This window comes from Desulforhopalus singaporensis (genome assembly GCF_900104445.1).
In the GTDB taxonomy this organism is placed as follows: Bacteria; Desulfobacterota; Desulfobulbia; order Desulfobulbales; family Desulfocapsaceae; genus Desulforhopalus_A; species Desulforhopalus_A singaporensis.
This window is the reverse complement of the sequence record NZ_FNJI01000018.1, coordinates 1-12,214: the sequence shown is the minus strand read 5'-3', so window position 1 is coordinate 12,214 and position 12,214 is coordinate 1. Positions and strand designations below refer to the sequence as shown.

General features: G+C 52.3%; 11 protein-coding genes. 8 read left to right on the top strand and 3 right to left on the bottom strand.

Translation table 11 applies throughout. The features are described 5' to 3' along the window. Nucleotides 1-6: 6 nt before the first annotated feature. Nucleotides 7-753, top strand: coding sequence for an NADH-quinone oxidoreductase subunit B family protein (locus BLQ17_RS12940; protein WP_092223507.1), 747 nt, complete (start codon nt 7-9; stop codon nt 751-753). A gap of 57 nt (nt 754-810) precedes the next feature. On the opposite strand, the gene BLQ17_RS12935 is transcribed toward BLQ17_RS12940, so the two are convergent. Next, a complete protein-coding gene (locus BLQ17_RS12935) occupies nt 811-1,425 on the bottom strand; it encodes a LysE family translocator (protein ID WP_092223504.1) in 615 nt (204 codons plus the stop codon). Nucleotides 1,426-1,776: 351 nt separating this feature from the next. Between BLQ17_RS12935 and BLQ17_RS12930 the strand changes: the two genes are divergently transcribed. The 5 genes from BLQ17_RS12930 to BLQ17_RS12910 are packed head-to-tail and all read left to right on the top strand — an operon-like array spanning nt 1,777 to nt 6,327. Then, a complete protein-coding gene (locus BLQ17_RS12930) occupies nt 1,777-2,934 on the top strand; it encodes an ABC transporter substrate-binding protein (RefSeq protein WP_092223502.1) in 1,158 nt (385 codons plus the stop codon). Nucleotides 2,935-2,977: 43 nt separating this feature from the next. Next, nucleotides 2,978-3,892, top strand: coding sequence for a branched-chain amino acid ABC transporter permease (locus BLQ17_RS12925; RefSeq protein ID WP_092223500.1), 915 nt, complete (start codon nt 2,978-2,980; stop codon nt 3,890-3,892). Continuing rightward, nucleotides 3,892-4,884, top strand: a complete 993-nt coding sequence (locus BLQ17_RS12920) for a branched-chain amino acid ABC transporter permease (RefSeq protein WP_092223498.1) — start codon at nt 3,892-3,894, stop codon at nt 4,882-4,884. The genes BLQ17_RS12925 and BLQ17_RS12920 overlap by 1 nt, the downstream gene beginning before the upstream one ends. Then, nucleotides 4,877-5,626, top strand: coding sequence for an ABC transporter ATP-binding protein (locus BLQ17_RS12915; RefSeq protein ID WP_092223496.1), 750 nt, complete (start codon nt 4,877-4,879; stop codon nt 5,624-5,626). The genes BLQ17_RS12920 and BLQ17_RS12915 overlap by 8 nt, the downstream gene beginning before the upstream one ends. Further along, nucleotides 5,626-6,327: an ABC transporter ATP-binding protein gene (locus tag BLQ17_RS12910; protein WP_092223494.1), complete on the top strand. Its 702-nt coding sequence runs from the start codon at nt 5,626-5,628 to the stop codon at nt 6,325-6,327. Before BLQ17_RS12915 ends, BLQ17_RS12910 begins: the two co-directional genes overlap by 1 nt. Nucleotides 6,328-6,376: 49 nt before the next feature. Here BLQ17_RS12910 and BLQ17_RS12905 read toward each other — a convergent pair whose 3' ends face one another. Further along, complete coding sequence (locus tag BLQ17_RS12905) at nt 6,377-7,873, bottom strand: sigma-54 interaction domain-containing protein (RefSeq protein ID WP_092223492.1); 1,497 nt, start codon at nt 7,871-7,873, stop codon at nt 6,377-6,379. Nucleotides 7,874-8,305: 432 nt separating this feature from the next. Beyond that, nucleotides 8,306-9,223 (bottom strand): sugar phosphate isomerase/epimerase family protein, encoded by a 918-nt coding sequence (locus BLQ17_RS12900; RefSeq protein ID WP_092223490.1) that lies wholly within the window; start codon nt 9,221-9,223, stop codon nt 8,306-8,308. Nucleotides 9,224-9,970: 747 nt separating this feature from the next. Between BLQ17_RS12900 and BLQ17_RS12890 the strand changes: the two genes are divergently transcribed. Then, nucleotides 9,971-11,563: an ABC transporter substrate-binding protein gene (locus BLQ17_RS12890; RefSeq protein ID WP_092223486.1), complete on the top strand. Its 1,593-nt coding sequence runs from the start codon at nt 9,971-9,973 to the stop codon at nt 11,561-11,563. 136 nt (nt 11,564-11,699) lie between these two features. Next, a partial coding sequence (locus tag BLQ17_RS12885; protein ID WP_176761218.1) for a proline racemase family protein occupies nt 11,700-12,214 on the top strand: 515 nt, incomplete at its 3' end.

Sequence of the window (12,214 nt, the reverse complement as noted above, 5' to 3'; positions counted from 1 at the left end):
GTTATTATGCTGAAAATTATAAAAAATAGATTCGAGCAGGGATGCAAGACTTCCGAATACCCCAAAAAGCCGATCTCCCTCTATCGCCGATACCGGGGAATGCCGGTAATAAACGGGCAGTGCAGCGAGGAGATTGTTGACAGGTGTGCGGCACTATGTCCCCAGGATGCCATAAATTCTGAGGAAAAATCCATTGATCTGGGCAGGTGCGTATTCTGCGGCCAGTGTGAAGCCGAGGGGGACGGGGAGTTCGTCCGCTTCAGCACCAACTTTGAGTTGGGCAGCGCTTCTCGAAAAGCACTGGTGACAACGGGTGAGATGCCGGACCTGGCGGATCATTCCAGGCGCCACTTCAAAAAACTGTTCGGCCGGTCTCTTCAGCTTCGCCAGGTCTCGGCGGCGGGATGTAATTCCTGCGAAGCGGATACCAATGTGCTCAACACCCCATTCTTTGACCTTTCCCGTTTCGGCATTGATTTTGTCGCCTCGCCAAGGCATGCCGACGGTATCCATGTCACCGGCCCCGTTTCCCGCAATATGAAACAGGCGCTTTTGGCCACCTATGAGGCGGTACCTTCGCCAAAGGTGGTGATTGCCAGCGGCAGCTGTGCGATCTCCGGCGGACCGTTTTACGGCAGTGATGAAATTGTCGGCGACCTCAACAGTCTTATTCCCGTCGACCTCTATATCCCCGGGTGTCCGCCCCATCCGCTGACAACCCTGCATGCCCTGCTCAAGTTTTTCAAGCAGTAGAGCAAGGGGGCGGATCCGGGTTTACTTCACTGCCCAATGTTCTCTCCCGTTTGCCGGTCAATGGACTTCGCCCGCCAGTTTCAGGGCCGCGCCGGCCAGCATCAGGCCGGTAAAAGTTTCCAGCCGCCGCCGGGCGATGGCCGATATCCCGCTGCCGTGAGCCCTGGAGGCAAGCACCCCGACTGCGCTGTAAACCGTCGCGCAGCCGAGAATGAACAGTATCGACAGGATCAGCGCCTGAACGGCTGCGCTGGCGCCGGGAGATATAAACTGCGGCAAAATGGCCAGGTACATCAGCAGTCCTTTAGGGTTCAGGAAACTGGTGAAAAACCCGCGCCATAAAGAGACGTTGTCCGGTGTCTGCAGCCTGATCCCGCCCTTTTTGCTGAAGGCCGAGTAGAGAATCTGCGCGCTGAGCCAGAACAGGTAGATGACGCCGATCCATTTGAGCACGGAAAAAAGAAAGGGAGAGGCCGATACCAACGCCGCGATGCCGAAAGCCGACAATATACCGTGGGCCGTGTAGCCGAGCAATATCCCCGCAACCGCCTTGAGGGCCGCCGCCCTGCCTCTGGCAAGTCCCTGGGATGCCGTGAAGATAATATCCGGCCCCGGAGTGAGAATCAGCGGGAATACGGTTATAAAAAACAACAGAAGAGTTCCGCCGTCCATTTCATCACCTGGTTGACGTTAATTCAGCTATGATCAGGTCCCATAGACAATCAGATATCTGCGTTTGCCGCAAGTGAAATTCCATGAAAATTGCTGATAAGTCGGTTGGAGGCTCGATGGGCCCAGCATCACGGAAAAAGTTGCCTCGTCGCCGTTCTTCGGCTAGGGTTAGTTGTGTTGTTAATTCCAGCGGTCAACAGTTGTCTTGCAGATTTGCTGCCGAAAGTTCGAGCCTGCAGTTGTCCTGGCTATTGTCGTTGTTGGTCCGATTGTGTGTATCCGGGAGGTTGTCTGTTGCCACCGCGTGGATATCGCATGGCTCACCGCAAATATCTACTTGAGGGGGAAAATATGAAGAAGGTGGTGTTCGTTCTGTTTTTTCTTGCTGCATGCACTCATCTCGCAATCGCCGAGCCTGTAAAGATCGGGATGATTACGACACTGTCGACCAAGGCGGGATATCTTGGCGAAGACACCAGGGACGGTTTTAAACTTGCGATCGCCCAGGAGGGAGGAAAACTTGGCGGGATTCCGGTTGAACTGATGGTCGAGGATGACGGCAGAAAGCCGGACAAGGGCAAGCAGATTGCGGAGAGATATATCAAAAAAGACAAGGTCAGGATTCTCACGGGCATAGTTTTTTCAAACGTCGCCATGGCCGTTGTGCCTAAAGTCGTCCGCCAGGATGTCGTCTATCTGAGCACCAACGCCGCGCCGTCAAAGCTTGCCGGCAAGGGGTGCAGCCCAAATTATTTCAGCGTTTCCTACCAGAACGACAATCTCGACGAGGTGGTGGGTCAGTACGTGTCGGAGACGGGGCATAAATCGGTTTACCTGCTGGCCCCCAATTACCCCGCCGGAAAAGATCATCTCGCCGGATTCAAACGCTATTTCACGGGTGATATCGTAGCGGAAGTCTACACCAAGCTGGGACAGGCCGACTACGCGGCGGAGATAGCTGCTATCCGCGCCGCAAAACCCGAGTCGGTGTTCTTTTTTCTGCCTGGCGGGATGGGGATAAATTTTCTCAAGCAATATTCCCAGGCGGGGCTTGGCCGGGAGATTCCGGTATATGGCCCGGCCTTTTCCTTTGACGAACGGATACTGAATGCGGTGGGACCTGCCGCCGTAGGCGTTAAGAACGGCTCCCAGTGGACCCATGACCTGGATAATGAGGCAAACCGGCAGTTCGTCAAAGCCTATGTCGAAGCATACGGGCGCATGCCGACTCTGTACGCAGGCCAGGGATACGATACCGCCCGGTTGATCGGCAGTGCCCTGAAAGCCGTCAGCGGCAACCTGGACAATCTCGACGCTTTCAAGGCGGCGCTTAAAAAGGCCGACTTTGCGTCGGTACGCGGCAATTTCAGGTTCGGGACCAATCAGCATCCGGTCCAGGATGTCTACATCCGGGAAGTTGTCAAGACGGATACGGGATACACCAACAAGACCGTCAAAAAAGTTTTCGCAGACCATGTCGACGCGTATGCGTCGCAGTGTAAAATGTAGGTTATATTGATTACAGGGAGGCGCTTTACCGCCTCTGGTTATTATGCTCCTGGTAATTGAACAGTTTCTCAACGGTCTGCAGCTGGGAATAACTTTGTTTCTGATGTCGGCGGGTCTGACCCTTGTTTTCGGCATCATGCAGGTGATCAACCTGGCTCACGGCTCTTTTTACATGATCGGAGCCTACGTCGGCGCAACCGTGGCAGCCGCCAGCGGCTCCTTTTTGCTGGGGGTGGCCGCGGCACTTCCGGCTGCGGCGCTCTGCGGGATGGTGGTCGAGTTTGTCGTTCTGCGCAGGCTGTATGAGCGGGAGCATCTCGATCAGGTGCTTGCCACTTTCGGCCTTATCATGTTTTTCAACGAGCTGACCCGTATAATCTGGGGACGTCAGCCGCTGTTCATGGAGGTCCCGCTCTGGCTCGGGGGTTCGGTTGAGTTGCTGCCAGGCCTTGTCTATCCGGTATATCGGCTCGCGGTTATCGGTGTGGGGCTTGCGGTCGCCGTGTCGCTCTGGGCGCTTTTTGCCAAAACAAGGCTGGGGATGCAGATTCGGGCAGGTGGTGTAAACCGGAAAATGGTGGGGGCGCTGGGCGTTAATATCAAGCTGCTCTATACCTTGGTGTTTGGGCTCGGAACGCTCCTTGCCGGGCTTGCCGGAGTTATGGCCGGACCGATCCTGGCGGTGGAGTCGGGCATGGGGGAAAGTATCCTGATTCTCACTTTCGTGGTCATCGTAATAGGGGGGATCGGCTCAATTCGCGGAGCGGTGGCCGGAGCTGTCCTGGTAGGGCTTGTTGACACTCTGGGACGGGCGTTTCTGCCCGCTGTCTTTCGGATGTTGTTTGATTCGTCCACCGCTGATAGTGTCGCTTCCTCCCTTGCGTCCATGGCAATCTATATTCTTATGGCGGCTGTTCTGGTTGTAAAACCCAAAGGTCTTTTTCCCGCACACAGCTGATGACTTCTACACTGCGTAAAAATAGTATCGTCGCGTCAGGTGGGCTGCTGCTCGTGATTCTGCCGATACTCGTTTCCTGGTCTGGGCACGACTATTACATTTCCCTGTTTTCAAGAATACTCATCTACGGCCTTGCGGCGGTGAGCCTGGATCTGCTCCTCGGGTTTTCCGGCATGATAAGCCTGGGACATGCAGCCTATGTTGGCATCGGTGCGTATGTCGTGGCAATATTTTTTCATCACGCCTCCGAGATGGAGCCGCTTTTTACCTGGCCTTTTGTTCTTGAGGGAAGCGAAAACGGCCTGCTGGTACTGCCCCTCGCCGTTCTGATCAGTGCCCTGTTCGCCCTGGTTATCGGTTCGCTCTGTTTACGCACCAGAGGGATGCATTTTATCATGATTACACTGGCTTTTGCCCAGATGCTCTACTATTTCTTTGTCTCTCTTGAGAAATACGGAGGTGATGACGGATTGTCGCTCTATTCCCGCTCAAGTATCCCCGGGATGGATCTTGGCAATGACATCCACTTTTATTACCTGTGCCTCGGGTCGTTGCTGGTTTTCATCTTCGTGGCGCGCCGTCTTGTCTATTCCCGATTTGGGTTGATCGTCCGCGGTTGCAGCAATAACGAGCGACGAATCAGGGCGCTCGGCATAAACTCCTACAGCTACAGGCTGGCCTTGTTTGTTATCGCCGGGGCCGGAGCCGGGCTTGCCGGCGGCCTGCTCGCAAACCAGACCGAGTACGTCAGTCCCGGTCTCATGCACTGGACTCTCTCGGGGGAGCTGATGGTGATGGTGCTGCTCGGCGGGCTCGGAACTCTTTTCGGGCCGGTTCTCGGGGCCGCGGTATTTCTTCTTGTGGAGGAAAATCTTGCCATGTACACCGAACATTGGATGGTATACATGGGGCCTTTTCTGGTGCTGGTGGTTATTTTTGCCAAGCGGGGGCTTTTCGGTCTGGTTGCCGGAGGGGAAAACGGCAATGAATGATAAAATCATGGAGGTGAAAGGGCTGAATAAAGCCTTTGGGGCCGTCACCGCAACCAATGACCTCAGCTTTGGTATTGACCGCGGCCACGTTCACGCCCTTATCGGTCCGAACGGAGCCGGGAAGACCACGCTTGTTAACCAGCTTACAGGCGATATTTTCCCCGACAGCGGTAAAATCATATATAATTCACAGGATATCACCCGCCTCAAAGATTACCGGCGTGCTCATCTGGGGATAGCCAGGTCGTTTCAGATAACCCATATATTTGAAAATCTCACAGTAGGCGAAAATATGGCGCTCTCGATCTGCGCCCACAGCGGCCACAATTTTCATTTCTGGCGTCACAGTCTGCGCAGCGGGATCGTCAAGGAAAAACTGGAAGGTGCTCTTGGCCGGGTCGATCTCGCTCATCGGCGACACCTCAAGGCAAGTCATCTGTCCCACGGTGAAAAGCGTCAGCTCGAAGTTGGCATGGCCCTCACCGGAGATCCGGAGCTTCTCATACTCGATGAGCCCATGGCCGGGATGGGACCGGGGGGCACGATTGAGCTTTCCAAGCTTATCGAAAAATTAAAGGGTACGCTGACTATTTTGCTGGTGGAACACGATATGGATGTGGTGTTTTCCCTGGCCGACATGGTCACTGTGCTGGTATACGGAGAGGCGATACTTACCGCCCCGGTTGATCAGGTCAGAAAAAATCGACGGGTGCAGCAGGCTTACCTTGGTGACGGCTGGTAATGCTGACGATACGGGAAATCGATACATATTACGGCGAGAGCCAGGCTCTGTTCGGGGTGTCTCTTGATGTGGGTGAGGGTGAAGTGGTCACCCTGCTCGGCCGCAATGGCATGGGCAAGTCCACCACCATAAAATCGATCATGAACCTGGCCGCGATACGAAAAGGGACCATAACCTTTTGTGGCAAAGAGATAGGGGCGTCTCCGAGCTACTGCATCGCAAGGCTTGGTATCGGGCTGGTACCGGAAGGCAGGCAGATTTTTCCTAACCTCACGGTCCGGGAAAATATTCTGGTTACTGCCGCCAATCACACCGGATCCGCTCAGCCGTATACCATGGATGATATTCTCACTATTTTCCCACGAATCGGAGACCGTCTGGATAGTTTTGGCAATCAGCTGTCGGGCGGAGAACAGCAGATGCTCGCAATAGGCAGGGCGCTGATGATCAACCCCAAACTGCTTGTCCTCGACGAAGCGACCGAGGGGTTGGCTCCCCTGGTTCGCCAGGAAATCTGGCGTGGGCTCACTATTTTGAAATCAAAAGGGCTCTCTATCCTCGTTGTCGATAAGAACCTGGGCGCTCTGTTTCGAATTGCCGATCGCCACTACATCATGGAAAAAGGAAAAATCGTCTGGACAGGCACCAATGGAGAACTTTGCTTGCAGCCTGAACTGCAGTCGAGATATCTCGGGGTGTGACAGGGGAGTAATTTCAGGCGTTGATGAATCCTGAAGGAGAGAGGATAACTTAATCGTTTATTAATTGAATATTCAACTTGTTGATTTTGTAACGTAGCGATTGTGATGAGAGGTTGAGCAGCCGTCCGGCTTTCGAGATATTGTACCCCGCTCTTGTCAGGGCTTGCTCGATATGTTTTTTTTCGAACATATCGACGGCGGTCTTTAAACATATTTTGTCGTGACCGGACATGTCAGCCTGATCCATATAGCCGGGATGGTGAAATGGATGATGATGGCTTGAAAGTTTTTCCCCCCGCATCCTGTCTTCAATAGTTTTTTCATAATTATCGATGAAATATGAAGAAAGATGATGTTTGTAAATAGTTTTTTCAGTGCCAAGAGAGGTCAGGGTTGACGCCAGGGTATGTTCCAGTTCACGGACATTGCCCGGCCAGTGATATTTATTGAAAATAGCATATACTTCATCGGAAATGGTGATCTGATCGGCAACATGCAGTTTAGACTGGGTCCATTTTTCAAGAAAGTGACTGCACAAAAGCGCAATATCCGATTTGCGTGATTTCAGGGTTGGTATCTCGATCACTACGACCGCCAGCCGGTAAAAGAGATCGAGCCGTATCTTGTTCTCCTCCAGAGCCCGGGACGGTGGAATATTGCAGGTTGAGATGAATTTTACGTCAAACGGTTTTTCCCGATGGGCTCCCACCCGCCTGATTTTTTTTTCCTGCACCACCCTGAGAAGCTTTGCCTGCATATCAAGAGACATTGAGTTAAGCTCATCCAGCAGCAGAGTTCCACCTTCGGCTTTTTCAATAAGGCCCGATTTGTCGATTGCCCCTGTAAATGCACCCTTGGCGGTACCAAACAGGGTGGTTTCAAGTAGATTTTCAGGAATTGCCGCACAGTTTATCGGGATAAAAGGTTTGCCGGCCCTGGTGGATTCGTAATGAATCGCCTGGGCAAACAGTTCTTTCCCGCAACCGGTTTCCGCCCAGATTAAGGCCGGAAAATCGGTACGACTGTTTGCTCTGGCATAATCGATAGCGTCGTTGAGAACGGTATCTTTGCCGATAATTGAATCGAAGGTATATTTTCGCGGGACCGCATAACGGCTGCTTACGAGGGGTACCTTTTTTTTCGGTGCAGGGTAGCTTGCAAATAAGTTCTGGCTGACCTGCAGATTGAGAGAAAAATGAATGACTCCGTCAATTTTTCCTTTTGAAATCAATGGAAAACTTGAGCATAAAGAGTTCACTAATTTTTTCTTTATCGTATAGTAAATTACCGTTTTCTTTAAAATCGGTTTGCCGGTTTTAATTGCCTGGATGGAGAGGTGATCGCTTTCCTGGATAGCATAAAAGCTCGTCATAGGTTTGCCTATGACATCCAGGTCGAGCAGGTCATCTGTTCTGGAAAGTATCTTGTTTACATAAAGAATAAGGCCTTCTTTATCAAGTATCATTACGCCAAGGAGGGAGTTCTCCCAGATCTGCAGGTAGGCTGGTGAAAGTACTGTCTCTAGATCAAGATCTTTATTGCGCATAATTGTCTGCGTTCGGGCCGGGTGTCAAATTTTAAAACGGAATATCCTGATACTGTCATAAGCAAAATCTACGCATTACACGTGAGTTTGAAAAAGAACAGGTGGGTTCACTGTAACGGGATGAAACGCGCAGAGTGTCTATCTGTCGGCAAATATGGGTGCCGTCCTGACAGTATCTTACTATTAAGGCGTTAGCTGTTACAATGATTGCGGCTTAAAATTTGGATTACGTATTGTTTTTTATCTACATATCCGGGCATAACCCGAAATTGTCGCACTCCGACTACGGGAAAAGAGAAAGCGATCGTGTCTTCAGAAGTTTAAAAACAGTTACCCGTTGCACCCGTAAAATCAATCGGGATTAATGGTGTAGCGCATTGCAGGTAAACAGCCTGGATGCAGATGTTTATTTTTATGAAATAAGCCGGGTGCCTACCGGTTCCTTGCGCCTATCCCCAATACGTTTCTCAAGTAGTCGATACTGTCAAGGCAGGCCTGGAGTTCTTTTTTACGGGCGACTTCCATGGAATCTTCGCCCATTTCCCACTCTACCTCAAAAGTAATGCGGTCCAGGGGAGCGTTGTCCCTGAGGGTCTGCAGGACCTTGTTGCAGTCGATATCACCGGTGCCGATGGCGACACCAATGGAATGGGTTCCGTTGGCGTCGACCACCAGCTTATTATCACAGAGGTGACAGCAGAAAGCGTAGGGAGCCAGCTTGTTGACCGCCTGTTCAGGCCCTTCAAGCACAACCAGGGGGTTGATGGTATCCAGGCAGGCGCCGATCATCGGGTGATTGAGTTGCTCGATTATCCATATAATTTCATCGGCGTAGGTGTCGCAATGATTTTCAATGGCAAGCCGCACGCCAAGCTTTTCCATCAGGGCTATATTCGCCTTGAATTCATTGCAGCGATTGCTCAGCTGGCGTATGACGTCCGGATGCATGCAGGTGCCGTACAGTGGTCTCGGACGCTCGATATCAAGACTGTACTTTACCAGGTCGGCGCCGATGGCGTGAGCTGTGCAAAATGCTTGTCGCACCGATGAATTGACCCGCGGATCGCAGGGGGCGTTGAAGGAGACGTTGTATTCCAGGTAAAGATCGTGCCCTTTGGCAGCAGCTTTTACCTCCGCCAGACGTTTCGGGTCACGGCTTTCCAGGTCGACGTTGGTTACATGAAGACCATCGAGCCCCCATTCAGCGGCCAGTTCCATCAGTTCCAGCAGATCGATCGTTTTTTCATAGGCATGTTCACTGTTGAACCCCCAGCTCTCTCCCAGTCCGCTCAGGTGCAGGGTATATGTGTGCATACCCAGCTTGAGCCGCTTCTCTCTACAAGTAGTCATTGCCTTTCTCTTTTCCTGTAATATTTCCCTATTGGCGGAACTGATCACTGCGATCTGATTCAGTCTCCGGGTTTCACTTTATCCTCAAGCACAAACGGTCAACACACCCTGGCAGAAGTGATCAAGCTTTATTCTCCGGAGGTGTGCATGATGAGTTTTCATGCTACCGGTAAGCTCCGGAGAGGCAATGGGTGTTGTTGGGTGGGAATTACTAAACCACAGCCATCCTGACGGGGGGCCTCAAAGCTCATTGCACTGACATCCCCTGCAAACCAAGCACCAGAAATTCTGTTTGTCCTGGGGATAATAACTCAGGTAATTATATTATTATGACATCCCGCGTTGAACGTCCATTCTTGGATAATCAGTTCTATTCCGGATCTGTAAAAAATACATCTATAATGTAAGATATTTTTCAATTTTACAAAAAAACATCATGCATCGGTGCGGTTTTATCAGTGTGGTTGGTGACTGTTTTTGGAGCTCGTCTGCTGTTTTGCCTACGATCTTCAGATATGACATCAAGATCGTTGATTTTTTTTTCGAGGAGCTCATCTTTATCCTTGGCCTGTTTCTCCCTCCCTGACCCGAAAAAACCTTGGCATGTAATTTGCTCCCGTGAAATAACATCACTGCTGACCGTAAAGGTGATGCATGGTGATGGGGCAGCAAGTGTCCAAAAGATGTCTGCGATGTTACGGCCAACCCGTTTTTCAATAGTAAACTTTGCTCGTTGGAGGGAACTTAATGTCTGAGAGAAGCAATTCTACAAAAAGCGGCAATTGTATTGACCTGTCACGGCGTGATTTCATGGTGAAAGCGTCGGCCCTGGGGGCATCGCTAATGATTTCCCCGCATCTGCTGCATTCGAGCGCATTTGGTGGTCCTGTAAAAGGCGGACATCTGCGTGCCGGACTGGCAGGAGCATCGGCTTCCAACTCCCTTGATGCCACAACCTTTGATGACACGTTCATGATCTCGATCGGGTTCTCGATTCGGGACAACCTGGTCGAGCTCGGTCAGGACAACCTGGTAAAGCCTGCGCTTGCTCAAAGCTGGGAGCCTTCTCCCGATGCCAAAACATGGACCTTCAGGCTCAGGAAAGGGGTCACTTTCAGCAACGGTAAATCACTCGGGGCGGAAGACGTGATAACCTCCATCAACATGCATCGGGGGGAAAACTCCAAGTCGGGTGCCAAAGGATTACTGTCCGGAATTGCCGATATAAAAAAGGACGGGAACGACCTGATTGTATTCCAGTTGAAGAGCGGCAATGCCGATTTCCCGTACCTTTTGACCGACTACCACCTGAATATTGCCCCGGCTAAAGACGGAAAGGCCGATTACCTCTCCGGAGTCGGCACCGGCCTGTATACTCTTGAGTCGTTTGAACCGGGGGTGCAGGCAACGCTTAAACGCAATACGACCGGATGGCAGCAAGAATTCGGTTATTTCGACTCGGCGGAATTCGTCGCAATCAATGACGGCAACGCCAGGTTGACTGCACTTGTCTCCGGGGCTGTTGACGTAATTAACAGGGTTGACCTGAAAATGGTCAGCCGTCTCCAGCGGGTACAAAAAGTCCGCATCCTCGATGTGCCGAGCACCAGGCACTACACCCTGCCGATGTTCGCCGACACCGCACCTTTTGACAATCTCGATGCCCGGCTGGCGCTGATGCATGCGATAAACCGGGAGGAATTTCTTGAAAAGGTGTTGCGGGGATATGGGCAAATAGGCAACGACCACCCGATCGGCCCGGCTTTCCGCTTCCACGCCGCCGATATCCCCCAGCGTACCTACGATCCGGACAAGGCGAAGTTTCACCTCAAGAAGGCGGGGCTTGGCAATCTTACGGTCGACTACCACTGTTCCGACGGAGCCTACGTCGGAGCGGTCGACGCAGGCGTACTGTTCAAGGAGAGCGCGACAAAAGCGGGGATTACTATCAATGTCATCCAGGAGCCAAGCGACGGATACTGGTCCAATGTCTGGCTGAAGAAACCTTTTTGCGCAAGCAACTGGGGGTCGAGACCGGTGGAGGACATGATCCTCTCTCTTGCCTACCTCTCCGATGCCAAGTGGAACGAAAGTCACTACAAAAACGAAAAGCTTGATCAGCTTATTCTTTCCGCCAGGGCGGAACTGGATGAATCCAGGCGAATGGAGATCTATCGCGATATCCAGCTGATCATCAAAGACCAGGGGGCCTGCATTGTTCCAGGCTTTGCCAATGTGGTTCAGGGGCTTGCAGAAGATATCGGTACCCAGGACAAGATCGGCGGTGGATGGGATATGGACGGCGGCCATTTCCTGAAAAGATGGTGGCGCAACGGTTGAAACAGGAGTGCGGTTAAAAGCCGCTGAAGAAACCGTCAGACCGATAAAACAGCAGAAAAAGAGCGGGCAAACTCTTAGTCCCTGACAGCCGGGCGCTGCCGAGACTGGCGTACCAATAAACCACCTGGGAAGAACAATGATAATCAAGAACAGTTTCACATCCATCGACACCCATACGGGGGGCGAGCCTACCAGGACCATCACCGGCGGCGTTCCCTACATACCCGGCGACAGCATCGCCGAGAAGATGTTGTACCTGAAAAAGAACATGGACTGGATCCGGACTTCGTTGATGTTCGAGCCGCGGGGCCACAGCGTCATGTCAGGTGTCATCCTCACCGAACCCAAGCATCCCGAAGCCGATGTCGGGGCAATCTTTATCGAGACCGGCGGCTACCTGCCGATGTGCGGCCACGACACCATCGGGGTGGCCACGGCGCTGGTTGAGACCGGGATGGTACCGGTCACCGAGCCGGAGACCTTTATCAATCTCGACACCCCCGCGGGGCTGACCCGGGTGCGGGTACGGGTGGAAAACGGCCGTGCCTGCGAGGTTACTTTTCTGGGCGTACCCAGCTTTGTGTTTGAAAAAGACCTGGAGATCGAGGTGCCGGCGATAGGGCGGCTCACTCTGGATATCGCCTATGGCGG

Excerpts from the sequence above, each read along its gene's own strand:
- BLQ17_RS12940 (WP_092223507.1), top strand. The coding sequence starts at position 7 with ATGCTGAAAATTATAAAAAATAGATTCGAGCAGGGATGCAAGACTTCC.
- BLQ17_RS12935 (WP_092223504.1), bottom strand. The coding sequence starts at position 1,425 with ATGGACGGCGGAACTCTTCTGTTGTTTTTTATAACCGTATTCCCGCTG.
- BLQ17_RS12930 (WP_092223502.1), top strand. The coding sequence starts at position 1,777 with ATGAAGAAGGTGGTGTTCGTTCTGTTTTTTCTTGCTGCATGCACTCAT.
- BLQ17_RS12925 (WP_092223500.1), top strand. The coding sequence starts at position 2,978 with ATGCTCCTGGTAATTGAACAGTTTCTCAACGGTCTGCAGCTGGGAATA.
- BLQ17_RS12920 (WP_092223498.1), top strand. The coding sequence starts at position 3,892 with ATGACTTCTACACTGCGTAAAAATAGTATCGTCGCGTCAGGTGGGCTG.
- BLQ17_RS12915 (WP_092223496.1), top strand. The coding sequence starts at position 4,877 with ATGAATGATAAAATCATGGAGGTGAAAGGGCTGAATAAAGCCTTTGGG.
- BLQ17_RS12910 (WP_092223494.1), top strand. The coding sequence starts at position 5,626 with ATGCTGACGATACGGGAAATCGATACATATTACGGCGAGAGCCAGGCT.
- BLQ17_RS12905 (WP_092223492.1), bottom strand. The coding sequence starts at position 7,873 with ATGCGCAATAAAGATCTTGATCTAGAGACAGTACTTTCACCAGCCTAC.
- BLQ17_RS12900 (WP_092223490.1), bottom strand. The coding sequence starts at position 9,223 with ATGACTACTTGTAGAGAGAAGCGGCTCAAGCTGGGTATGCACACATAT.
- BLQ17_RS12890 (WP_092223486.1), top strand. The coding sequence starts at position 9,971 with ATGTCTGAGAGAAGCAATTCTACAAAAAGCGGCAATTGTATTGACCTG.